The organism is Microcoleus sp. w2-18bC1 (assembly GCF_036700365.1).
In the GTDB taxonomy this organism is placed as follows: domain Bacteria; phylum Cyanobacteriota; class Cyanobacteriia; order Cyanobacteriales; family Microcoleaceae; genus Microcoleus.
In genome coordinates this window covers 1-24970 of sequence record NZ_JAUBOS010000081.1, presented here as the reverse complement: position 1 = coordinate 24970, position 24970 = coordinate 1, and the positions used below count along the sequence as shown (strand labels likewise).

14 protein-coding genes and 1 riboswitch are annotated in these 24970 nt (G+C 45.4%); of the genes, 10 read left to right on the top strand and 4 right to left on the bottom strand.

All coding sequences use genetic code 11. The features are described 5' to 3' along the window. Window positions 1–988 precede the first annotated feature (988 nt). From QT979_RS25800 to QT979_RS25775, 6 genes are all read left to right on the top strand, one after another. Complete coding sequence (locus QT979_RS25800) at window positions 989–1273, top strand: 4a-hydroxytetrahydrobiopterin dehydratase (protein ID WP_333213771.1); 285 nt, start codon at window positions 989–991, stop codon at window positions 1271–1273. Between the two features lie 141 nt (window positions 1274–1414). Continuing rightward, window positions 1415–3064 carry an HD domain-containing phosphohydrolase gene (locus QT979_RS25795; protein ID WP_333213769.1) on the top strand — a complete coding sequence of 550 codons (1650 nt, stop codon included), beginning with the start codon at window positions 1415–1417 and terminating at the stop codon, window positions 3062–3064. Between the two features lie 293 nt (window positions 3065–3357). Beyond that, window positions 3358–5556, top strand: a complete 2199-nt coding sequence (locus tag QT979_RS25790; protein WP_333213767.1) for an iron uptake porin — start codon at window positions 3358–3360, stop codon at window positions 5554–5556. A 399-nt stretch (window positions 5557–5955) separates the two neighbouring features. Continuing rightward, a complete protein-coding gene (locus QT979_RS25785; RefSeq protein WP_242716025.1) occupies window positions 5956–6396 on the top strand; it encodes an Rrf2 family transcriptional regulator in 441 nt (146 codons plus the stop codon). A 58-nt stretch (window positions 6397–6454) separates the two neighbouring features. After that, window positions 6455–7417, top strand: a complete 963-nt coding sequence (cysK, locus tag QT979_RS25780; RefSeq protein WP_333312085.1) for a cysteine synthase A — start codon at window positions 6455–6457, stop codon at window positions 7415–7417. A gap of 447 nt (window positions 7418–7864) precedes the next feature. Then, complete coding sequence (locus QT979_RS25775) at window positions 7865–8545, top strand: J domain-containing protein (protein WP_333230123.1); 681 nt, start codon at window positions 7865–7867, stop codon at window positions 8543–8545. A gap of 149 nt (window positions 8546–8694) precedes the next feature. Here the strand turns inward: QT979_RS25775 and QT979_RS25770 are convergent, their stop codons facing one another. After that, on the bottom strand, window positions 8695–10194 hold the full coding sequence (locus QT979_RS25770; protein WP_333312084.1) for a cyclic nucleotide-binding domain-containing protein: 1500 nt from the start codon (window positions 10192–10194) through the stop codon (window positions 8695–8697). Window positions 10195–10288: 94 nt separating this feature from the next. On the opposite strand from QT979_RS25770, the gene QT979_RS25765 reads away from it, so the two are divergent. The 3 genes from QT979_RS25765 (at window position 10289) to QT979_RS25755 (ending at window position 13960) form a co-directional block, all read left to right on the top strand. Next, on the top strand, window positions 10289–10534 hold the full coding sequence (locus QT979_RS25765) for a hypothetical protein (RefSeq protein WP_333213757.1): 246 nt from the start codon (window positions 10289–10291) through the stop codon (window positions 10532–10534). 99 nt (window positions 10535–10633) lie between these two features. Continuing rightward, window positions 10634–11506 (top strand): 6-carboxytetrahydropterin synthase, encoded by an 873-nt coding sequence (locus tag QT979_RS25760; RefSeq protein ID WP_333312083.1) that lies wholly within the window; start codon window positions 10634–10636, stop codon window positions 11504–11506. A gap of 303 nt (window positions 11507–11809) precedes the next feature. Beyond that, on the top strand, window positions 11810–13960 hold the full coding sequence (locus QT979_RS25755) for a tetratricopeptide repeat protein (RefSeq protein WP_333312082.1): 2151 nt from the start codon (window positions 11810–11812) through the stop codon (window positions 13958–13960). Window positions 13961–14095: 135 nt separating this feature from the next. On the opposite strand, the gene QT979_RS25750 is transcribed toward QT979_RS25755, so the two are convergent. After that, the gene (locus QT979_RS25750) at window positions 14096–15595 is read right to left on the bottom strand and encodes a response regulator (protein WP_333213751.1); all 1500 of its coding nucleotides are present in this window, start codon (window positions 15593–15595) and stop codon (window positions 14096–14098) included. 9 nt (window positions 15596–15604) lie between these two features. Then, window positions 15605–21679 (bottom strand): AAA family ATPase, encoded by a 6075-nt coding sequence (locus QT979_RS25745; RefSeq protein WP_333312081.1) that lies wholly within the window; start codon window positions 21677–21679, stop codon window positions 15605–15607. 1207 nt (window positions 21680–22886) lie between these two features. Next, window positions 22887–22983, top strand: a riboswitch (TPP riboswitch). A 7-nt stretch (window positions 22984–22990) separates the two neighbouring features. On the opposite strand from QT979_RS25745, the gene thiC reads away from it, so the two are divergent. After that, window positions 22991–24364, top strand: coding sequence for a phosphomethylpyrimidine synthase ThiC (gene thiC / locus QT979_RS25740; RefSeq protein ID WP_333213747.1), 1374 nt, complete (start codon window positions 22991–22993; stop codon window positions 24362–24364). Between the two features lie 389 nt (window positions 24365–24753). On the opposite strand, the gene QT979_RS25735 is transcribed toward thiC, so the two are convergent. Next, window positions 24754–24870, bottom strand: a complete 117-nt coding sequence (locus QT979_RS25735; protein WP_333213745.1) for a hypothetical protein — start codon at window positions 24868–24870, stop codon at window positions 24754–24756. Between the last annotated feature and the right edge of the window lie 100 nt (window positions 24871–24970).

The following is a 24970-nucleotide window of genomic DNA, read 5'->3' as shown; positions in this document are numbered from 1 at the left end:
CGTGCTTGGATGGCTCCGACAGACCAACCCCACGAAAACTTCATCTTCCCTGAAGAAGTTCTGCCTCGCGGTAACGCTCTGTAATCAGCGCGAAATATCAAAATTTCCAACATTTTAAAAGGGTAAGATAAAGCAGTTTAGGCTTTACCCTTAATGGTTAAAAAGCTCCCGCCACCAGGCAGGAGCTTTTTGTTTGCAGGAGTCGATCGAATTAGCGCCCTAAAAAAAGTTGATTTTGTACAAAAACCAACTCTGCCTGTAGCTAGAACAACTTGTGTCTTTATATCTCGTGAACTATCCTATCTATATGGCAAGAAATCGATCGACCTTTCCGCGCCGCCAGATTTGCAATGCACCTGATAACCGCACAGCCCGGATTTTGAAGAAAATATAGACAAATGGCTAAAACTGCGATCGTCCGCTTGCTGTAGAGATCGATCGAAGACCTTGCTGCTGCAGTAATTTCCCCTGATCTCACAAAAATCTCAATTTGCATCCCCCACTTCTAATTCCTTGTGTTATTCTAATAATTGTGACTACTGGAATGATACTCAGAACGCAAGTTCTTTCGGTAACGCTGGCAATGGCTAGCGCACAAATCATCACCTTAAATCTTGTATTTAGGTGATGTGCGTTCCAATATAAAGCCATTTAGCTAAACCTGGAGGTGATGCCCATGATAGAAAGTAGTAAACGCATGGGTCATCAGATTGGAAACTACCGGCTGTGCGCCGGGGCCGCTCACTAGCAGTCAGCCGTCGTCTCCAACGGGAAACGACTTCCACGGGGAACCAGGCTGAGCTAGGGATTCTCCCGGCAGTCAGGTTCTAATCTGAAGACCCGCTAGACCGCTCTCACCTCAAATAGTGTTAAATCTTAAGTATTAAAACTTGAGACTAAACGCTATTGGTGAGAGCGGATAGTTTTTGGTCAGGGTTTCTACATGTGGGCAGTTAATCTGCCATTGCTAATCCCAAAGAAAAAAAATATGGCTGAGCTACTTAACAATACTGAAATTCAAGAGCGCGCCAGTCAATTGTCAGGCTGGACGGTTGAAGGCAAACAACTGCGCTGTACCCGTTTATTTAAAGATTTTATCGAAGCGATCGCCTTTGTGAATAAGTTGGTCGCCCCCTCAGAAGCTGCTGCACATCACCCCGACATAGAAATTTCCTATAACAAAGTTACACTTAACTTGACAACTCATGATGCCGGAGGCTTAACTGAGAAAGACTTTGCGCTAGCCCAAGAGATTTCTTCTACGCTAGATTAAAAAAGTACCCGCTGGCCCAACAAGAGTCCCCGCTAGATAAAAGCTCGCAAATAAAAAATCCACTTGGGGTTAGAATCGGGTGCTAAAAAGTCGAGAGACCAAACGTTCAATGTATAAAAGGCTATTCCCCATCATCCGACCATGATCGTATTTGAAAAGCCAGAGTTCAAGAACGAGTCTGCTGCCGAAAAAACCGATCTGATAGAAAAGCTTTTAGATATTGGCGCGGCTCTGTCGAGCGCCCAAGATTTGGGCGACTTGTTACACTTAATTTTATCCAAAAGTAGAGAAATCACCTACAGCGATGCTGGCAGTGTTTACTTAGTAGATCACAGCGACGAAACACCTAAGCTGCTGTTCAAGGTAGCCCAAAATGCTTCTAAACCGAAACTGTCGTTTAAAGAGTTTGCCCTGCCACTGACAGACAAAAGCTTGGCGGGATACGTGGCAATTACAGGTCTAAGTTTGAACCTGTCTGATGCCTACGACTTACCCCCGGGCGTACCCTACCGGCTAGATACCAGTTTTGACAGGGATATTGATTACCGCACTTGCTCGGTAATGGTACTGCCGATGCAAAACCGACAGGGGGAGACAATAGGTGTACTGCAATTGATCAACCGCAAAACAAAGGCAGATACGGTGCTGACAGCAAACAATGCCTGGGAATCGACGCAGCAGTATTCGGAGTGGGAAGAAAGGATAGTTCGATCGCTCGCTTCTCAAGCAGCAATTTCGATCGAGCGCAATCAACTCCAAGACAGCATAGAACATTTGTTCGAGGGCTTCGTCAAAGCCTCGGTGCAAGTCATAGAAGCTAGAGACCCCTGTACCTACGGCCATTCAGAACGAGTAGCAGCCCTCACAGTACGCCTTTCAGAAGAAGTAAACACCGTCAACAGCGGAGAACTGCGCTCTATTTACTTTAACAACCGCCAAATTCAAGAACTTCGCTACGCCGCCCTGCTGCACGATTTTGGCAAAATTGGAGTCCCCGAAGCAGTTTTGACCAAACAGAAAAAGCTCTACCCCGCACAGCTAGAAATCATTCGCCATCGCTTTGGCTTAGCTCAACGGACAATGGAAATGGAATGCGTCCAGTCTAAATATAAATACTTGCTGGAGCATTCAGCCTACCGAAAACACCCGACCCAGGAGCCAGAGTGCGCTCAGTGCCAGGAAATCGAACAGCTAGACACTAAGCTAGCAGAGGCAAAAACCAGATTAGCAGAATACTGGGAAGTGCTGCTAGAGGCAAACGAGCCTCACATTTTGGCAGCAGAACCCCTAGCTCAACTGCGAGAGATTTCTCGACAAACTTACAGAGATATAGATGGGGCAAAGAAACCCCTGCTGAACCCAGACGAGATCTTGCAATTGATGGTGTCGAGGGGCAACCTGACGCCGGAAGAACGCTCTGAAATAGAATCTCATGTAACTCACACTTACGAGTTTCTCAAACAAATTCCTTGGACAAAAGATTTTAAAAATGTTCCAGACATTGCCTACGGACATCACGAAAAACTCGACGGTACAGGCTATCCGCGAGGTTTAAACAAGTCAGAAATTCCAATTCAAGCGCAATTGATGACGATCGCCGATATTTACGACGCCCTGACAGCAGGCGATCGCCCCTACAAGCGAGCTCTGCGAACAGAGGCAGCGATGAAAATTTTGCGGCAAGAAGCAGCTCACAACAAAATCAACGCTGATTTGTTAGAATTGTTCGATCATCGCCAAGTCTTTAGCGTCCTCGGGCACAGCTTGGAGGTTAAAGTCGAATCAGCCTAGACGAGTCGGGCGTGCTGTGCTAAAAAGTAAATAAGGCGATCGGGCGCTGTCTAGTGTCAGCAGTCAAATCAATCCACAGCCCAAACCGGGTATGGTTTTGACGCCGTTGAGTAAAGGTTTAAAAACAGGCTTTATGCAGCCGTCAGTCACATCTATATACTCGGTCAGCCCAAAAGAATCCAAAGAAAAAGTGAATTTTAGGTCTCTTTTTAGAGTATGCTAGTTGAGCAACGACTGACCACATAGAAGACTAGAAAAGTTTCTCTGTAATCGGTGTGAGGATGAGAGTGAATATGTCGAAATTTTTGTGGAGTTACTTACTAATCAGCCCAGCAGTCTTAGGAGCTACCCTAGTAGTTTCTTCGAGCGCGATGGCAGCAGACGCTCAGCAGGCTGCTGATGCGGTCAATCCGGCTGTCGCAAAAGCTGAAACCGCTGAAACCTCCGAAGCGAAACTAAATGCTTTAGCTGCTGTTTCCGAAACAACTGCAGCCTCCGAGCCAGTAGAAGAAATTTCCCCAGTCGCTGGCAGCGAAACCCATGCAGCGATTGAAGATTCGGCCACGGCTGCAACTGAAAGTGCGATCGTCGGAGCAAACACAGCCCCTGCTGAGGCAGAGCCCCAAGCGGCATCACAACCTACAAGTGAATCTTTAGCCGCAGTTGAGCCAACAGTAGCTCAACCAGTAGAAAATTCTGCCCCGGCAGCCCAACTAGAAATTCCAGCCCCGGCAGCTACCGCTCTCCCAGAGCAAATCGGTGCTGTTCAATTAGAAACTCCAGCCCCGGCAGTGGCAGAGTCGGCAGAACAAAGTTTGCCACAACCGGCTGAATCTTTAGCCCAAACTGCCGCACCACAAGAGCAAAACCCAGCCGCCACATTAGAACAGCTCAACGAGTACAGCAGCGAAGGTGCTGCCGGCGGCGAAACTCAAGGTCAAGTTACCTCTGTTTCCCAACTTTCCGACGTGCGGCCCACAGACTGGGCCTTCCAAGCACTGCAATCCCTAGTCGAGCGCTACGGCTGTATTGCCGGTTATCCCGACGGAACTTTCCGCGGCAACCGGGCAATGACTCGCTACGAATTCGCAGCCGGTTTAAATGCTTGCTTAGACAAAGTGAGCGAGCTAATTAGAGGCGGCACGGGCAACTTCGCTACGAGAGATGACTTGGCAGCCCTCCAACGGCTCCAAGAAGAATTTGCAGCGGAACTGGCAACCCTGCGCGGTCGCGTCGATGCTCTGGAAGCTCGGACATCCGAACTCGAAGCCAACCAATTCTCCACCACTACTAAGCTGACTGGGGAAGCAATTTTCGCTCTCAGCGATGACTTTGGTGGCAACGTTGGCTTGTTTGGCAGAGACGAAAGAAGATTAGGCAGCGACAACAACGAAGCTGTCTTCCAACAACGGGTGCGCCTGAATTTAAATACTAGCTTCACCGGCAGAGACTTACTGCTGACCAGGCTTCAAGTCGGCAACGGTCGCAACTTCAACCTTGGTGCTACAAGCGAAGGCACTCAAACTTGGAACGTAGTCGGCAGAACCGATAACGTTGTTGCCCTCGACACCTTGTTATACAAGTTCCCCGTCGGTCAGCGACTCAACGTTAGCCTGATAGCCAACGCTGGCGTTTGGGACGACATTATGCCGACTGTCAACCCTTACTTTGAAGACTTTGACGGCGGCAACGGAGCACTGAGCGCCTTTGGACAGCGTAACCCCATCTACCGTTTGGGTGGTGGCGCAGGTATTGGCTTTGACTATGCCTTTGGCGGCAGGGGCTTACTGGGCGGCGTGTTCGGCCCAACTTCTCTGTCATTTGGTTATTTGGCGTCAAATGCAGCCAGTCCGGTTAAGGGTGCTGGCTTGTTGAACGGCGACTACGCCGCGATGGGTCAGTTGACTTTTACTCCTGGACGCAACTTGCAAGTTGCTTTCAACTATAACCACGGTTACTTTAATCGAGGTAACTTTGGCTTTGACAACGGTTTGGGAAATGGAATCGACAACCTCGGCGGTTTCACCGGTACCGGCGTGGCTAATTCTCTCAACGGTTTGAGCGAGGGTTTTGACGGCTTCGGTGCTCGCAAAGTTGTCACCAACTCCTACGGTGCTCAGGCTTCGTTGCGACTGAGCCCGAGATTTATCCTTGGTGGCTGGGCTGGTTTAACCAATGCCCGCATTCTCGGCATCGGCGATGCGAGAATCTGGAACTACGCTGTTACCTTGGCTTTGCCTGATTTAGGGAAAGAAGGCAACTTGCTAGGGTTCGTGGTAGGTCGTGAGCCTTACTTGGATAAACTTGAAGCTGCAAGCAGTTTGCGGAGCTTCCGCAACGATGATTCCTATCACGTTGAAGGGTTCTACAAGTTTCAGCTCTCGGACAACATTTCTGTTACTCCGGGCGTGATTTGGGTGACAAATCCTAATCAAGATGACCGTAATGATGACATCATCATTGGTACTCTGAGAACTACTTTCACGTTCTAAGAGCGGGTTAGATGAGGCATGGGAGGGGGTCATACCCTCTCTGCTGACAACTCTAAATGCCCAGTTTAGCCCTGCCTACTGCAGGGCTTTTTTGTTTACGGGACAAAGGGGCGCCGAGAATCTATTAAAAATTAAAAATTATTAGTCATAGACGCAGAAAGCCGGTTTCTTGAGGTAATGCCGTCGTGGAAGCGGAGAGAGAGTCAAAACTAGCAACTGGGTTTCACAGAAGCGAGAGTGCGGATCATTCCAACGATGAAGTGATGAAAGTCGATTAAGTTCAGTGGAAAACCGGGGTATAATAAAAGGTAAAGTTAGGAGTTAGAATTGGGAACTCAACATTGAGGAGAATTTTAACATCTGACTTCGGAGTTGATAATTCTGGTATTGGAAGCAATTATGGTAGAACTCTCCTGTAAAAGCGAATACGCAATCTTAGCTTTGCTGGAGCTTGCCGATTGCTACGAAGAAGGTGAGCCTCTGCAAATTCGCCAGATAGCGGCTCAGCAAAATATTCCCGATCGATATTTAGAGCAGTTGCTCGCTACTATGAGACGCTGCGGGCTGATTCGCAGCCAGCGAGGAGCTAAGGGAGGTTATATATTGGCGAGGGAACCCTGGAAAATTACCCTCCTAGAAATTATCAACTGTCTCGAGGGCTCAGAGTTCGATCGCTCTGAAAAAGACTCGCCTGCTCAAACTGTAGAAAGTGCGGTGATTTGGGAAGTTTGGCAAGAAGCTCGATCGATTGCCAACTCAGTTTTGCAAAAATATACTCTACAGGATCTGTGCGAAAAGCGCAATGGCAGACGGCAGCTCGATATCATGTATTACATCTAGTTAAAATATTACCAACTAGGAATTAAGATTTACTTTCAACCACAAACTGACAAAGATTATGCGTATTGCTGGCGACATTACAGAATTGGTAGGGCGGACGCCCCTGGTGCAACTTAACCGCATTCCCCAAGCCGAAGGCTGCGTGGCTCGGATTGTGGTCAAACTCGAAGGCATGAATCCGGCAGCATCGGTGAAAGACCGCATCGGTGTCAATATGGTCAATCAAGCAGAGGCCGAAGGGCTGATTAGTCCAGGCAAAACGGTTTTAGTGGAACCGACTTCTGGCAATACCGGAATTGCTCTGGCAATGGTGGCAGCGGCTAAGGGCTACCAGTTGATTTTGACCATGCCGGATACGATGAGCACGGAACGCCGATCGATGCTGCGAGCTTACGGGGCCCAACTAGAACTGACTCCCGGAATTGAGGGCATGAGTGGCTGCATCCGCCGCGCTCAAGAGATTGTGGACAAAACTCCCAATGCGTATATGTTACAGCAGTTTCGGAATCCAGCGAACCCGCAGGTTCACCGTTCGACAACGGCTGAGGAAATTTGGGAAGATACAGACGGCGAGGTGGATTTCCTGATTTCGGGAGTCGGCACTGGCGGTACGATTACGGGCGTGGCAGAGGTGATTAAGTCCCGGAAACCCGAGTTTAAGGCGATCGCCGTTGAGCCGGCCAACAGTCAGATACTGTCGGGCGGAAAGCCCGGACCTCACAAAATTCAAGGTATCGGTGCTGGTTTTGTGCCGCCGGTGCTGAATGTGGATTCGATAGACGAAATTATAGTTGTTACGGATGATGACGCGATCGCCTATGGCCGTCGCTTAGCCAGAGAAGAAGGACTTTTGTCGGGTATTTCCAGCGGTGCGGCACTATGTGCGGCGGTGAAAGTCGGCAAGCGTCCCGAAAATGCAGGGAAATTGATTGTGATGATTCAGCCTAGCTTCGGCGAACGCTATCTCAGCACTCCCTTGTTCCAAGATCCAGAACTCAATCTGGCGATGGCCATCAACTAGGCTAACCTCCAGCCCAAGTCGCAGAAACACAAAGCAGGGCGTAGACTTTACGCTCTGCTTTGCTTTTTAGTAGATTAAAGAATGGCGATAGATTGTAGCTTTCTCGATCGCGAAAGATGCCGAATTTTTGAATGCGCTTTTTTTGAACCGCTTTGGGCGTGTTAACGAAGCGGGGGCTGAGCGCTGTTGTGGCAAGGGAAGATACAAGAAAAGAAGGAGCTAACGGTTGGCGGGAGGAGCGCTATAGGAGTCCTCAATGTCGATCGGCTTACCACTTCCAAAGCCTCAATGTTTTTCTAAAATAGATTTATGATAAGTTTAAAACTGACGTTTTTTACGGACAATTTTTGACATTTATATCAGATAAATTATTAAAATAATAGTAAATCATGATATTTTTGTCAAGCACTTTTTCACAGATTATCTAGAGTTCAAGGAAATAAGAGCGTGTCTTCCGTTACCAATCACTACAAAACCCTAAAAATTAGCCCAACCGCAACACAAGCCGAGATTAAACAAGCATACCGCCGTTTAGTCAAATTATTTCACCCCGACAGCCGCAGCGACACAGCGGGTCACGAAGAAATTGTCCGCCTCAATGCAGCCTATGAAATATTAGGAGACACCCAGCACAGACAATCTTACGATCGCCAACTTTCCCAGGAAACTCAACAGCAATCACCCAGCGCACCAAACGTCAGCCGCCAGCAAAAACAAACAGCTAGGGACGCTGATGAACAAATGGAACAGTGGTTGATTAAAGTATACAAACCAGTTAATAAAATGCTCAACAGCATCTTGAAGCCACTTAAAAAAGAAATAGACGAATTGTCAGCAGATCCGTTTGATGACGAACTGATAGAAAAGTTTCAACTTTATATCGAAACCAGCCGCGAGTTCCTCAAAAAAGCTCATAACTTTCTTACATCAATGCCCAATCCATCTAATGTAGCCGGAGTTGCGGCCCATCTCTACTACTGCATCAATCAAGTCGGAGACGGAATAGAAGAATTGCAGCTATTTACCCTCAATTATGACGATCGCCACTTGCACACCGGTCAAGAACTGTTTAGAATTGCCGCTAGACTGCGGCGGGAAGCGCAGGATGAATTAAAAATTAAAAGTTAAAAAAGCAGATTGTTCCCTCTTCCCTCTTCCTTCTTCCTGATACCCGTTACATCTTGTACATTGCTCGTTGCCGAACTTCCCTCTTCCCTCTTCCTTCTTCCTGACATCCGTTACATCTTGTACATTGCTCGTTGCCGAACTTCCTTCTTTCAAATTCCAAAAAGAACTTGAATTCGCTTGCGAATTTTAATAAAAGGAGTTTGTTCCAGAGAGTCGCCATCTAACAATCCCAAATCTCTCAAAGCTTGCTGGCGTTCCGACAATTTTTGAGCAATCTGATCTGCTAAATTGGGTTGTTCTCTTAAAAGTTTTTGCAAGTCGTGGCGTTCCACCACAAACAAAATTGCATCTTCGCTAGTTTTAACAGTCGCCGTTCTCGGAGTTCCCAACAGCAAAGATATTTCCCCAAAAAACTCGCCCTCGTGAAGCGTAGCAATATACTGACCGGCTTTTTGAGAAAGAACTTCTACAGTCCCCGAAAGAATAATATAAAAAGAATCGCCAGGGTCATTCTCTTTACATACAACCTGTCCTGCTGGAAACAGTTGTCGGTAGCCGTATTCAATCAACTGTCGCAGTTCTAAATCCGTACACTGTTCAAAATAAGTTACTCGCCTCAACAAATCTCGCAGCGTCCAATTATTGGGGGATTTAGGCGCTGGCTTTTTAGGTTCAGAAAGGGTGGAATTAGATTGTAAATCTGCTGAATGTTTGGCATCTTGCGGAAAAACTTTCCCGTTGGAATTATCATCTTTGTTATTGTGAAAAAGTTGAGTTAACTCTTGCGGGTTTCGCAGCCACAAATCCCGTTGGGGAAAGGGAATTTCGATATTTCGGTGGCGCAATTCGTAATCTATTAAAAAATTTACCGCGCTTTTAATAGCATCGCTTTCCTGTGGCTGGTCAATCCAAACCAAAAGTTCAAAATTTAAAGCATTATCTCCAAAACCGTGAAACCATACTTTAGGAGAAGGATGGGACAGAACATTCGACTCCATCCGCGCCGCAATTAACAGCGCTTCCGTAACTATTACGGGGTCAGATCCGTAAGCAACGCCGATGGGAATGTGGAGGCGACATCTGGGGTCTCTGTAGCTCCAGTTAATAATATTAGTTTCGACAAACTTAATATTTGGTATGATTACAAATAGACCGTCAATTGTTTTAATAATGGTAGAGCGGATAGAAATTGTTTCTACTGTTCCTAATAACTTGTCTATTTCAATAAAGTCTCCGACTCTAATTTGGTGCTCGAATAGCAGGGTGAGCCCGCTGATAAAGTTACTGGCGAGATTTTGCAAGCCGAAGCCGAAACCAATGCCGACAACCCCAGCTAAGACGGTGAGAGAAGTGAGGTTGATGCCGGAACCTTGCAGGACGAATATACAGCCAATAGTGGCTAAAATATAGCTAATGATCGTAGAAATTGCTTCTCGACTACCGCGATCCAATCTCATCCGAACTAGCACGCTGCGCTTGATTCCTTCACTGATAATCTTAGCTATAATCAAGGCAAATATAGCTAAGATTATCAGTTTGACGATCGCACTGATGGAGAGATGAGTGTCCCCGATATAGAATAGCGGGGTTGTCATCGCACCCCAGAAATGTTCAAAAAAGCGATCGGCTCGTGCAGTAATCGAATTCATTAATATTGGGTAATGGGTAATTGGTGATTAGTTTTGAGAGCAACTGAACTGCCAACGGCTAACTATTGCAGAGCTTAGGCGAAAAACTCGAACTGTGGAGTCTCCTGTGTGGCAAAAAAGTCGATTCCCTACCCTTCGGGAACGCTTCGCCAACGGAATAGCTCAGCTTCACCCACTCTCTCAAAGACTCGTAACTGATGGGTTAGTAACTGATGGCGAAAAACTATTTTGTAGCGGTATTTTCTGCCGGATATCTGTGTTGTGGCGTAAAATGGGCCCGGCAGCGCGATCGATCAGCGACTTGTTGCCAATATCTGGAAAATTGGTAGAAATTCATTGACAGCACCCTCAAATTATTGAAAAATTCCAGCAAAAATTAGTTTATCCTTAAGAAGCGAGTCCTTTACAGAACTTAACAAGCTTACCCTAATTGACTTTTATGCAGTGCATCATCAATCGTCGGGCACAGTTTTCTGCGAGTCACCGGTACTGGCTGCCGGAGTTAAGCGAAGCTGAGAACTTTGAGCGGTTTGGCCCAACTGCCCGCGCACCGGGACACGGGCACAATTACGTCATTTACGTTTCCATGATAGGCGAACTCGACGAGTACGGCATGGTGCTCAACCTGTCTGATGTCAAGCACGTCATCAAGCGGGAAGTTATCAAGGATCTCGATTTTTCCTTTCTCAACGAAGCGTGGCCGGAATTTGAGCAGACTCTGCCAACTACCGAAAACATAGCACGGCAAATTTGGCTGCGGCTAGCCCCTCATTTACCTGTGAGCAAAATTCAATTGTTTGAACATCCCGAACTTTGGGCTGAATATTTAGGAAACGGAATGGAAGCTTATTTAACTTTGTCCACTCATTTTAGTGCCGCCCATCGGTTGGCTCGTCCCGATTTGAGCTTTGAAGAAAACTCGGAAGTTTACGGCAAATGTGCTCGTCCCAACGGTCACGGTCACAATTATCATTTAGAGGTGACTGTTAAAGGGGAAATTGATGCGCGGACTGGCATGATTGCTGATTTGGGAGCTTTGCAAAAAGCTATTGACGATTATGTGGTTGAACCGTTCGATCACACTTTTTTAAATAAGGATATTGCTTATTTTGAGAATGTTGTGCCGACTGCGGAGAATATTGCTGTTCGGATCGGGCAATTATTGCGATCGCCCGTTCGGGAATTGGGCGCCCAGTTGCACAAGATTAAGCTGATTGAAAGTCCGAATAATAGCTGTGAAATTTTCGGTGCTGATTTAGAGGAAGTGGCGGCTGAACGTCAGCAGCCAGAAGCAATTGTAGCTAGGGTTTAAAGCTAAAAATTGGGTCTGTTGGGGCGGGTTCACCCGGATATTGGGCTAATTGTGCAGATTGGTAAACCCGCCCCGATGATTTCGAGGGTTATTCAACCGGATTAGGCGCGAGAATATATTTTTGGACAAAAGTTCCACAGCCAGAATTATTGGCACTTTTCCTGAAAAGTCAGGCTGCGCGCGTATTTTGGAGATAGTAAGTCAGCATTCCTCTAGTCAGCTATTCTAACTGCTGAGAGTATGAGGTCGATCGCCAGATCGCTGACAACCAAGCACCAATTTCTCCTAAATGAGTTGACGTTTATGCGCGTCTCTAATCTAGCTCTCTTGACTCTGGCAGCCCTCGCATCCCAGAATTTAACTGCTAATACTAGCACCAATCCTGCTGCACCTCCTATTTCTCCTCAGACACCGCAAGCTAGCAACTTTGTTGATGCTGTAAATAATACTGAATCGCGTCCGGCTGAGTCAATTAGCGAGCCTGAGACGATCACCCACGAACAATTTTCCCCAAATACTACCGTATCCCGTCGGGCTAAGTCGATTAGCGAGCCTGAGACGATCGCTCACGAACAATTTTCCCCGCGAATTGCTGTAAAATCGCCGACAGGTTTGTTGGTAGCGGCCGCTCAACCCGATTTATCTGCTAGTGCAAAAACCAAGGCGAATACTCCTGCTGCATCCGGCGATGAACTAACAAAATCTTTACAAGAAACCTGGCTGGCTAAATTAATCGAAACTGGGGCTGAAAGCAATCCTCAAGTTCGCGAGGTTTTCGCTTTTATCTCCCCGTCTAGTGGCAGTGCTGAATCTGGATATGGTTTTAACAGTACCATAACTCTGCTCAATATTTTGCTGATTCTTGGTACGGTATTTCCACCGATGACAATTGCATTTTTTTGGATGATGCGACGGCTGATAATCAAACAGTTGGTTGCTGATGCCAATAAACGATTGCAGGGCATTGGTGTATTGGAATCCGAGCTCAGAAATTCTAGCCAACTAACTCAAAAGTTGAGGGATGAATTAGAAGCGCAAATGGGTGCAGCTAAACAATCCCTTGATTTTTTAACTAGAGAAACTGAACTCTCCAAATCTTCCGTCGAGCAAATTGAGACTCTCAAATCTCAATTTATCATGCACCTGCAAGTTTTGCTGAAAGAAGTTGACGATAAAAAATATCAAATTGTTCAAGAAATTTCCCAAGTTCCCGCAGTTGTTGCCAAAGAAGCTCTCAAAATCGCGCCTCAATCGGCCTTAAACAATTCCCAAAATTCGCAAACGGCACCCGCTAACGACGATAATTTGATTGCTGACGATTATATCAAGCAAGCCGAAGGGCTTTATTTTCAAGGCAATTATGATGAGGCATTAGTGTGTTTGGAAAAAGCTGTTTTAGCGAATAAATTTTTGAATGAGGCTTGGTATTGGCGCGGAAATGTGTTAATAAAATTGCAGCGCCCGGAAGAAGCACTCGCCTGTTACGACCAAGCAATATCGATTAAACCGGATAACTACGAAGCATGGTATAATAAAGCGCATTTGCTGGCAAAATTGCAGCAGTACGAAGAGGCGATCGCCTGTTACGAGCGAGCAAGTTCGAGCGAATCTCGAAAATACGCTTGTTGGCACAGTATAGCGGCTTTGTTGGGTCAATTGCAGCATTACGAAGAAGCGATCGCCAGTTACGATCGCGCCCTCGCTATCAAAGCAACCGACAGTGAAATTTGGCACAACCGGGGTGCGATGCTGGCCAAAGTACAGCAGTACGCAGCAGCAGTTGATTCTTACGATCGCGCTCTGGCTTTCAATCCCAACAGATACGAAACTTGGTACAATCGAGGCAATATGCTGTGGAGACTGCTCCGCTACAGCGATGCTATTGATTCTTACGATCGGGCAATCGGCATCCGGCCCGACAAACACGAAGTTTGGTACAATAGAGCTGCTGTGCTCGGAAAAATGCAGCGATATCAAGAATCGATCGAATCCTACGACAAAGCAATAGCGATTAAACCGCAGGATTTTGAAGTGTGGCACAACCGAGGTGCAGCTTTCGACAAACTGTCGCAGCACGAAGCAGCAATTGCCTCTTACGAATCCGCAATTACCCTTAATTCCGAGTGTTACGAAGCTTGGTTTTGTAAAGGCGAATCATTGGCAAAATTGCAGCGCAATGAAGAAGCGATCGCAGCTTATGAGAAAGCAATTGCTATTAAGCCAGACTCCTACGACGCTTGGCGTCATCTGGGGATAGTCTTGTCTGAATTAAAGCGGTACGAGGAAGCAATGGCAGCTTACGATCAAGCTATTGCCATCAAGCCTGATAATGCCGAAGCTTGGCGTGATCGAGGCGCACTTGTATCAGAATTAAAGCAGGATACAGAAGGATTTATTGCCGGGGAAAAAGATCCTCAAAAACAGCCACAATCCGATGAATCTTCGGACAGTTAGTTAGGTGTTACCTACACCGCTACGTACACACCCGAATTTTCTTGTTGGTAATTGTGCGCTGTGATGGGCAATCGCAGAAACCCCGCGATTGCCCATCACAGCGCACAATTATGGATGAAGATACCCGACATTCTATCAAGCTGACAGCGACAAGACAGGAGACTCCTGCCGAATCGGAATCTCAATAATAAACTCTGTTCCCCCGCCTGGTGCAGAAATACACCCCAAGCTTCCCCGGTGTTTTTCCACTACAATTTGCCAGCTAATCGACAACCCAATCCCTGTGCCCTTACCGGGGGGTTTTGTCGTAAAAAACGGGTTAAATACGTGGCGACGAACCTCTTCCGATATCCCTGGCCCATTGTCCACAATTCGGACAGCTACGTAATTGTTGCTGGTTATTTCTGTGCTAATCCGAATCACGCTAGGATTCGCTTTAATTTCTTCTAGCGCTCTCTGGGTGTTCCACTCGTCAATAGCATCGATCGCATTTGCCAGTACATTCATAAATACCTGATTCATTTCTCCCCCATAACAGTCCACTTCGGGCAGGTTTGGGCAATAGTCCCGCACCACTTCAATCGAGGGGCGGTCTGAGTTAAATTTTAGTCGGCTCTGTAAAATCATCAGCGTGCTGTCCATGCCTTCGTGAAGGTTGACCGCTCTCATTTCATATCCTTCTTGCCGTGCGAAGAGGCGCAAAGATAAAACAATTTCGCGGATGCGATCGGCTCCTAAGTACATCGATTTGAACAATTTAGGCAAGTCGTCTTTGAGATAATTTAGCTCGCTTGCCACGATTTCTGCTTGTATATCTTGAGGCGGATGAGGATAGTGCTTTTCGTAGAGGTCAAGGATAGTGACCAAAGCTTTTGAATATTCCAGAGCATAGGAAAGATTTCCATAAATAAAATTAATTGGATTATTGATTTCATGGGCTACGCCAGCTACGAGTTGGCCTAGCCCGGACATTTTTTCGCTCTGAATTAGCTGGCTTTGCACCTGCTTGAGTTCGTCCAGGGAATTTTCGAGCTCTAGGGCTTTGTGCCGCTCTCGCGCTTCCGATGCTTGCAAAGCTGCTTCTGCAAGCTTGCGTTCAGCAGCCTCCTGCTTGAGGCGTTCATTCGTTTGGGAAAGTTCAGCGGTGCGCTGTTCTACTCGCGTCTCTAGCTGTTGTGCCAAAACTTGTAGATCGGCTTGCGCTCGCTCGCGCTCGACAATTTGCGCCTGAAGCTTTTTAGTTAGATTTCGCAGATTCAGGTGCGTGATAGCGCGAGCTAAAACTTCTTCGTGTTGAAGGGGCTTAGTGATATAATCAACTCCCCCCACATTAAAGCCTTGGACTTTGCTTTCTGTATCGTCCAGCGCGGTCATAAAAATGACTGGGATATCTTTAGTTAAGTCATTCGCTTTCAGATTTTGACAGGTTTTAAATCCGTCCATCTCTGGCATCAGAACATCCAACAAAATTAAATCAGGCTGGGAATATTGCACTTTTTTGAGAGCGCTCGACCCACTGCGAGCTACCCAAACAGTGAAGCCAGATGCGGTCAAAAAATCCAATACTGAACCCAGATTAGTGGGCGTATCATCCACAATTAAAATGGTGCCTCTGTCTAAAGATTCGCTAGTCATTTTTAGTCCTCATCTAAACTGTTGAACAAATTCTACTAATTTGTCTTCTTCAAAGTTTTTGCTTAATTCAAGCAACTGATTGGCAAAAGGTGCATAACGCATATCTATTGCCTTCAGCTTGCTGGCTCGCTGCTCAATACTGAGGAGTTCACCTTTCATGGCTAAATCGAACAGGACTGCAACTTCTTCCGAAGGGGGAGCAATCAGTGGTTGGTCTTGGATTTGGGAAGGGAGTTCGGTGAAGATACCTTCTGAACTGAAAGTTGTTCGCTCATCATAAACCCATTCTAAACGTAAATGGTGGCCCAAGCATTCTAATAACTTTTCTGCCCGAATTGGTTTGAGGAGAAAAGCGTTGCAACCAGCATGCAAAATGCTGTGGGGATCGCCGGATAAAATGCTAGCAGAAGTTCCGATCGCGATTACATCCTTTAATGGAGGGATTTTTCTGAGCCGCCTCACCGCTTCAAAGCCGTCCATCACTGGCATTACTAAGTCAATTATAATACAGTCAGGTTGAAATAACAGCGCTTTCTTCACGCAGTCTTGACCGTCCGTTGCCTCCATTAATTCAAACCCAATGGGAGCTAAAAGATTAACTAGAACCGATCGATTTTCCCAGCGATCGTCAACGACTAAAATTTTTTGCCGATCGCCTGAGAAACCCCTGATAATTTTTTCAGGTTCTTTTTGATACCCTTCCCAGCTTTCGGTAATAGGCAACTCTAACTCAAACCAGAAAATACTGCCTTTACCTAAAGAGCTTTGTACTTTCAGTTCGCCGCCCATCATCTCCACTAATTGGCGACTAATTGGCAGCCCTAATCCTGTCCCCTCTATCTGGCTAACTGAACCGCTGGCTTGCTCGAAGGGCAAAAATATTTTTGAGAGTTCGTCGGGCGCGATGCCAATGCCTGTATCTTCTACTTGGAAAATAAATTTCGCTGTTAGGGATTGGGGATTGGCGATTGGTGATGACAAAGATTGCTGAGTCTCCAGCCTGTCTACTTTAAAACTAACGCCTCCTTTTTCGGTGAATTTTATGGCATTGCCGAGTAAGTTGATGAGAATTTGCCGCAACCTTTTTTCATCGGCTCGGACGCAAGTAGGAAGTGGAGTTAGCGGTTCGTAAATCAAAGAGATTCCCTTCTGGTGGGCGCGAATCTGGCAGATTTCAGTAATGCCTTGGAGAAAGTCTGACAGGTGAAACTCGGTGAGATAGAGTTCCATTTTTCCGGCTTCGATTTTGGAGAGGTCTAAAACGTCATTGATCAGAGTTAGGAGGTGTTCGCCACACTGATGAATGATATTAATACCAGAAATTTGCTGACTGCTTAAACCTGTATCTCGTTTGAGGATTTGGGTATAACCTAAAATACCGTTGAGCGGTGTGCGGAGTTCGTGGCTCATATTGGCGAGAAATTGGCTTTTGGCGCGGTTAGCGGCTTCGGCCGCTTGCTCGGCTCGCTGTCTGTCTTGAATTTCTACTTCTAGGCTCGTATTTTTGGCTTTTAATTCCTCGGTTCGCTCTTCTACTTTGACTTCTAAAGTGTGATAGAGGTTGGCATTCTCTAAGGCGATCGCAACTTGTCCCGATAGCATCCGCAACACTTCAACCCGCTTCGGCGTGAAAGCGCCAGCAATCACGTTGTTTTCTAGGTACAGGATGGCACTTAACTTACCTTGAGAGAGGATAGGTACACACAAAATTGATTTTGGTTTGTGTTGGGTAATGTAGGGGTCGGTGTTAAAGATTTCCTCGCGGCTGGAATCATTTAAAACGACATCTTTCTGAGTTCTGGTGACGTAATTAAGTACCGAGATAGGCACTTGCCCATAAGTTGATACTGGTAAAGATTCTAGCACTCGGACTCGATCTTTAGTCCCCGCCGCTTCTATAACAAGTTGACCCTCTTTTGAGAGAATAAGTGCTCCAGTTTCAGCGCCGGCGTTTTCTATCAAAATTTTCATTAACTTGGTGAGCAAGTTAGGTAAAACAATTTCACTAGAAATGGCACTAGATGCTTTCATTACAGTTGCCAAGTCTAGCAACTCTGTTTGACCGCCTGTAATGGTCAAAGGAGGAATTGTCCTCGTAGGGTTGAAAGGGGTTTCGGTGAGCGCAGGCGATCGCGCTATTAATTTCGGGTATTTTTCTTCTAGATGTTTAACTTTAGCTAAAGCTCCCCAGCGCATATAGGCATAATAAGCATCGGTCATGTAGGTGCGGGAAATCTTTTCTTTACCCCATGACAAATAGAATTTAGCAGCGAGTTCGTGAGCCAATGCTTCTTCGTTGATATACTCGTTTTGTTTGGCAAGAGCGATCGCTTTGTCGTACATCTCGATCGCTTCTATTTTTTCGCCTAAAACACGATGCTTTTCGGCCTCTACTAAATAGAATTTATGCAGATGATTCATTGGGGCATAATGTGCCCATTTTTGCAATTTCTCTTGATTAGCTTGTACTCGGTTAAGAATGTCCTGTTGGTCGGACGGCGAAGTTTCAGAATACACAGCTAGCCGTACTAGAGAATCGTAGAAATAGAAGATAACAACAGTTAGCTGCCCTGTAGACGATCCGAAAGAACTTTCTACTTGAGGGATATTTTTTAAAGATTCCGCGTAATTCTCAAACATATAACCCAGCGCAAGTTTGTGCAAGTATAAGTAATGAATTGCTAGTTGGTTGTTGGTTTGCTGATATAGTGGCAGCATTTTCTCTTCGTCGTATACTTCCCCCTTTAACAGGCAGAAATTTTCGCTTCTTCCCATCATGTTTAAGACGGCTTGCCAACAGATTTTTGTATTATTAAGCGCTGTTTCTTGGCGGATTTTATCAAGGGCATCTGTGTAAGTTGCTATCTCTCGTTCGAGTTGAATTAGTTGCTTGCCAACAAAAAACGAGTAATGACTCCATACCATGACCGCATAGCCAGCATATTCTAAATCTCCAGTTTCTAGCCCGCTAGAGAAAGCTGACAGGAAAGGTTCTAAGGTATTCCGGACGTGTTCTTTCCAATGTTGAACGGCTGCATACACTAAGTGGCAAGTCTTGACTTCGATTTCTTTGGCATTTAACTTTGACACTAGACGTAAAGCTAATTGGCCCAATTCATAGCCCCGCTCAATATCTCCTACCGCCCCGCAAAGAAGAAGACTATATACCGCATATGCAAAGGGAGACACAGAAGCATTGCCATATTGAACGGATAAATTGACCTGTTTGCAGACCGTTAAAGGCACCAGTACGGGCATCCCAGAATAGCAAGCAGAAAAAATACTTGACAAAATCCTGATCGCTGCTAATTGATAAGGATCAGTCATTTCAGGGAGATCGATTAAGTCCTCAATTCGGGTTCCGCTCAAAATTGCCGCAGTTTCCCCCAGCGCCTGGCCAATATCAGATGGGTTTGGCGAGTCGGGAAACTCTACCTCCAACTGCTTTAAGACTTGCAGCCCCGTATTCAATGCTTCGACCAGCTTGTTCTGCGCCATATAAGCTTGAATCTGGACTTCGTACACTTTCACTTTGTCCAGCAGCGTTTTGGCGCAATTTTGTACTATCTCAACGAATCTCTGCATTGCTTCAAAATCACCACTCAAATATGCTGACTCTGCTGCTTCCTCATACAGCCTTAATGCCAGTTCATACCGATTCTCCCAGCTATCTACCGCTAGCAGAGATAAACCTACTTGCAAATATTTGACGGCGGAATCGTGGGCTGTAGCAGCTTTCGCTTTCTGACCTGCAATCAGATTCAATTGGGCGAGTTCATATTTTTGGGATTCAGTGGTAAGTAAGCCAGTACCATAATTGAGTTGGTTAACTAAAGCGAAAATATTTTCTTTTCGGTCTTCTGGCGTTGTACTTTGCAGCAGCAGTTGACCGATTTTTAAGTGAGTCTCTTTTTTCTGTTCATGGGGAATCAAAGAATAGGCAGCTTGCTGCACTCGGTCATGTAAAAACTTGTAGTCAACCTTCACATCAGTCAAGGTAAAACCGCCCGATTCTTCCTGATTAAATACCAGGGGAATTTTGTATTCATTGCTCAAAGGTAAAATCAACCCAGCTTGAAGAGCTTCCCACAATTGCGCCGCCGTGACTAAGGATGATTCCTGATTGACAATTGCCAAAATTTCTAAGTTAAAAGTGTTGCCAATACAAGCAGCCAATTTTAATACTTTTTGTGTATATTCGGGCAATTTGCGTATGTTTCTAGCAATCAGTTCGACAACATTGTAATCGGTGATGCCTATCGCTTGAATTTGCTCGATATTCCATTGCCAACCCCCCTTTGTCCCCCCTTGGTAAGGGGGGATTAGGGGGGTGAAGTTATAAGTCAACAAATCTTCTTGATAGAGAGTTTTGAGGAGTTGACTTATGAAGAAAGGATTGCCCTGCGTTTTATTAAAAAGTAGAGACGCGAAATTTCGCGTCTTTACAGACAGGGATTCCGAACCGCCCGATTCATTTAAAGTATCTGCAATTAATTCTTCGACATGAACCAGGTGTAATGGTTGAAGGACAATATTATTCACCGTCGCACCAGTTTGGCGAATCTTGTCAATCATTTGAATAGTCGGATGAGTTGGAGAAACTTCGTTATCCCGATATGCCCCAATCAGCAATAAATACTTGCTATCAGAATCAGTTATTAGCAATTCTATTAATTTCAACGATGCCGAATCCGCCCACTGCAAGTCATCGAGGAAGATAACTAAGGGATGGTCAATAGTTGTAAATACGCCAATGAATTGTTTAAAGACGCGACTGAAACGGTTTTGAGCTTCAGTTGCCCCTAGCTCAGCTACGGGTGGCTGTTTGCCAATAATTAATTCGATTTCAGGGATAACATCAATGATGACTTGTCCGTTATCGCCTAAAGCGGATAACAGTTTTTCTTTCCAAGTTTGGATTTCTACTTCGCCTTCGGTTAGAAGTTGCTGAGTTAAGGATTGGAATGCTTGAATCAGAGAAGTATAAGGAATATTGCGCTTGAACTGGTCAAATTTCCCCGCAATAAAATAGCCTCTTTGCCGCACAATGGGTTTGTGGACTTCATTGACCAAAACTGTTTTGCCTATCCCGGAATAGCCGGAAACCAGCATTAATTCGGTGGTGCCACTGGCAACGCGATCGAAAGTTTCTAGAATTTTTTCAACTTCTTGGTCGCGACCGTAGAGCTTTTGCGGTATATTTAATTGCCCTGCTTTATCCGCACTTCCAACAACAAAGTTGGAAATATATCCGCTAGCCTGTAGCTTTATCAAGCAAGTTTCTAAGTCAAATTTGAGTCCCTCAGTGCTTTGGTAGCGGTCTTCAGCATTTTTAGCTAATAACTTCATCGCAATCGCTGAAATTTGTGGTGGGATTTCAGGATTTAGCTGGTGAGGGGGAATGGGAGTTTTGGCAATATGGCTGTGTACCAATTCCAGCGGGTCTGTGGAATTAAAGGGCAACTCACCTGTGAGTATTTCATAGAAGGTAACGCCGAGTGAATAAAAATCAGTGCGGTAGTCAATTGACCGATTCATCCGGCCAGTTTGTTCTGGCGACATATAGGCGAGGGTGCCTTCGAGCAAATCTGGATGGCTGAGGGTCGAATTTTCTCGCTCCAGGCGCGAAGCGATGCTGAAATCAATAATTTTAACTTTTTCAGTTGCTGGGTTGATGATAATATTTTGTGGCTTTACATCTTTATGAATAATGTTATGTTTATGAAGCTCTGCTAAGGCAGAGACAAGCTGGAGACCCAAAGAAAGGAATTGAATGCTTGTGAGTTTTTTACCCTTCATCCAATCGTTGAGAGACTCGGAGCTTGAATCTTCTAATATGAGTGCTAAACCGTTTTTATAACTTTCTAAACTAATGGCTTTGACGATAGATTCTACGTTCAAGCTGTGCAGAATTTGATATTCGTGCCGCAAGCGGGTGATGTCAGAAAGAGTGGGATACTCAGCCTTTAGCCTTTTGACGATCACGCTGGAAAAGTCTGAATCCTTCCGAGCGCGATCGACTGAAGTTCTGATCCCGCTGTGGAGGGTTTCAACGAATTGATAGCCAGCTAAGTTGATAGTCATTGTTATTCTAGCGATCGCAAAGGAATTGAGCGTAAGGTTAAGGCCGATTTTAAAACTTAATTATTGTTAGAGTTGATTGTAACATAGTAATTTACTCAACAAAAGTTAGCCCAGTTTTTGCCGGGAATTTTCTACAAAGCGTAGAGGATACCAGGGCAGCGAGTCAGAAAGGCTTTTTCTACAGCCAAAAGTTCACTATCTTAGAAAGGCTATGCTTGCTTTTAGCGAACTATGCTGATCTATCTAGGATGCCCTAAAAATCTTAAAACATATTAAAAGTTAATAAAGTGTAATTTATTTATTTATTGGCTTTTACTCTCCTTGGCTCTATCGGATTGCGCTCAAGCGGATATCATTTAATTATATTTTTGTATCAATCAGTAAAGAAAATTTAACATTCTTAAATGTCATAAAAAATAAATTGACAAAGCTTCAAATGAGTTTCATAAATTAACCAACTTTCTAAAAAACTGCTACAGTTAGTAGATGTCATTTTTGTGAGTTATTACCCAAATATAAAGAGCGAAAATGTCAGGAGTTGTCAAGATTCAAATGGGGAAAACAGAATCTGAACTGAAAGCTCTGCTCGCTCAGAGTTAAAAATGCTCACCGACAAGAACAACAGCAATCTCTGTATTTGCCCAAAACCCAAACGCTACAAACTGTATCGTCTTCTCCTGTGTGCGTCGGGAAACATCGTATTTAGCCTGCAATGAAAGATAATTGTCTAGCTATCGTCACGGGGAAGGGAAGAATTATTATCCCAAAAACCAACTTCGGGAAGACCAAGAATAATCAATCGTGAAACTGTAGAGAAATTAGAGAAGGAATTGCCAGAACCAGCAGGATTTTGTAGCTATAAAGATGTACATCAATGGTTGACAAGCTGTTGTGGAGTAAAGGTATCATATGGGACAGTACATCAGTAGGCAATATCTCAAGTCCAAATAAAATTAAAAATCCAGCTTACTGTAGCGGTGAAAAACAGCAAAAATGGGCAGTAGCAAAATAAAAAAAACTGTCCTGTCTAATTTTGATGCAGTTGAAATGTGATTATTTTTAGATTATTAAATGGGGTACGATCGCACTTTTTAAACATCAAAAATATCAGAAGCCCCAAAAGGGCTCTCGCTCCCCTCATCTATTTCTCAATATTAAGATTTCCTTAGTTGCTGCCGTGGCGCACAGAAATCGGTGATACAATCAACAGCTTAGCTAGGGGTGCCCGAATATCCGGGCTGAGAAAACACCCTTAGAACCTGAGTCTGGGTAATACCAGCGGAGGGAAGCTGTTTATCAAGGAAATTAAATATGCGTACCGAATGGATCGCTAAGCGTCAGGGGCACACCAATGTATCTCAAATGCACTACGCCCGCCAAGGTGTAATTACTGAGGAAATGCACTTTGTTGCTAAGCGAGAAAATCTCCCGCCAGAACTTATCCGCGCCGAAGTAGCGCGGGGACGGATGATTATTCCGGCTAATATCAATCACACGAATTTAGAACCGATGGCGATCGGTATTGCCTCTAAATGCAAAGTCAATGCTAATATCGGTGCATCTCCCAACTCTTCCAATATGGAAGAAGAAGTTGACAAGCTTAAACTAGCAGTGAAATACGGCGCCGATACCGTGATGGACTTGTCCACCGGCGGCGGCAATTTGGATGAAATTCGCACTACGATTATCAAAGCTTCACCAGTGCCGATCGGTACTGTACCAATTTACCAAGCACTAGAAAGTGTTCACGGTAATATGGAAAGTCTGACAGCGAATGACTTTCTTCACATCATTGACAAACACGCTCAACAAGGTGTTGATTACCAAACCATTCACGCCGGAATTTTGATTGAGCATTTGCCGTTGGTAAAAAATAGACTCACTGGAATTGTTTCTCGTGGCGGCGGCATTTTGGCGCGGTGGATGCTGCATCACCACAAACAAAATCCCCTCTACACTCACTTTAACGACATCATTGAAATCTTCAAAAAATACGATGTTTCGTTTAGTTTGGGAGATTCTCTGCGCCCCGGTTGCACTCACGATGCGTCGGATGAGGCTCAATTAGCTGAACTCAAAACTTTGGGACAATTAACTCGCAAAGCTTGGGAACATGACGTGCAGGTAATGGTGGAAGGCCCGGGCCACGTGCCGATGGATCAAATTGAGTTTAATGTCAAGAAACAAATGGAGGAGTGTTCGGAAGCACCCTTCTATGTTTTGGGGCCGTTGGTGACAGATATTGCGCCTGGATACGACCACATTACCTCAGCAATTGGGGCGGCGATGGCTGGTTGGTACGGTACTGCAATGCTGTGTTACGTGACGCCGAAGGAACACTTAGGATTGCCGAATGCTGAGGATGTCCGAAACGGGCTGATTGCTTACAAAATCGCGGCTCACGCTGCAGATATTGCACGGGGCCGTCCGGGTGCGCGCGATCGCGATGATGAACTCTCGAAAGCGCGTTACAACTTCGATTGGAACCGTCAATTTGAGCTGTCATTAGATCCAGAACGGGCAAAGGAATATCACGACGAAACTTTGCCGGCGGATATCTACAAAACTGCTGAATTCTGTTCAATGTGCGGGCCTAAGTTCTGTCCGATGCAGACTAAGGTTGATGCCGATGCTTTGACGGAATTAGAGAAGTTTTTGGCTAAGGAACCTGTAGCCCAAAGCTAATATTAGTAGGGTGGGCATTGCTCATCTTACTTTATCGTAAAGCTGTTTGGCTTCTTGTGGGGCGGGCAGGATGCCCGCCCAAAACTAGGGTGCTGATGGCGTACCTTACTTAAGGTTATATTAAAAGGAGTTTCCGAAAAGGAGAATTGCGATGTTCCCTTGCAGGTACTTTTTTGTTACCCAGGAATCCAGAATTTTATCGAGATTGGGATGAGCCAAAAAAGTAGCTATTTGCTCTTTAGTTAATAGCTTGCCATCTGCGTCATGCCCAAATTATTTATTTCGCCTTTTCAATATAAAACTCTTCATCAACTCAATTTCGTATAAACTGCACTCGCCTCGCAAACCCAGTACCCAAGAATGAATCGAATTGCCACCGCGATAGTCAATTAGCCACCTACCCTGTACTGGTAAACTAACTGAGCGTCGGGATTGATTTCGCTGCTTAAGAGGCATTCTGTTTCCAGATTCAAGGAACCAGCCGCGGATTCAAAGGCTAATCTCATGCCGCCTCTTCCTGAGAATAAGTAGACCTCTTGCGAAAGTGCGCTCGTTCTAGGTAAAATAAAAGAAAAAATTAGCTCCCATAATATGAAGTACGAACAA

Coding starts and splice junctions, on each gene's coding strand:
- QT979_RS25800 (WP_333213771.1), top strand. CDS start 989: ATGGCTGAGCTACTTAACAATACTGAAATTCAAGAGCGCGCCAGTCAA.
- QT979_RS25795 (WP_333213769.1), top strand. CDS start 1,415: ATGATCGTATTTGAAAAGCCAGAGTTCAAGAACGAGTCTGCTGCCGAA.
- QT979_RS25790 (WP_333213767.1), top strand. CDS start 3,358: ATGTCGAAATTTTTGTGGAGTTACTTACTAATCAGCCCAGCAGTCTTA.
- QT979_RS25785 (WP_242716025.1), top strand. CDS start 5,956: ATGGTAGAACTCTCCTGTAAAAGCGAATACGCAATCTTAGCTTTGCTG.
- cysK (WP_333312085.1), top strand. CDS start 6,455: ATGCGTATTGCTGGCGACATTACAGAATTGGTAGGGCGGACGCCCCTG.
- QT979_RS25770 (WP_333312084.1), bottom strand. CDS start 10,194: ATGAATTCGATTACTGCACGAGCCGATCGCTTTTTTGAACATTTCTGG.
- QT979_RS25760 (WP_333312083.1), top strand. CDS start 10,634: ATGCAGTGCATCATCAATCGTCGGGCACAGTTTTCTGCGAGTCACCGG.
- QT979_RS25755 (WP_333312082.1), top strand. CDS start 11,810: ATGCGCGTCTCTAATCTAGCTCTCTTGACTCTGGCAGCCCTCGCATCC.
- QT979_RS25750 (WP_333213751.1), bottom strand. CDS start 15,595: ATGACTAGCGAATCTTTAGACAGAGGCACCATTTTAATTGTGGATGAT.
- QT979_RS25745 (WP_333312081.1), bottom strand. CDS start 21,679: ATGACTATCAACTTAGCTGGCTATCAATTCGTTGAAACCCTCCACAGC.
- thiC (WP_333213747.1), top strand. CDS start 22,991: ATGCGTACCGAATGGATCGCTAAGCGTCAGGGGCACACCAATGTATCT.
- QT979_RS25735 (WP_333213745.1), bottom strand. CDS start 24,870: ATGAGATTAGCCTTTGAATCCGCGGCTGGTTCCTTGAATCTGGAAACA.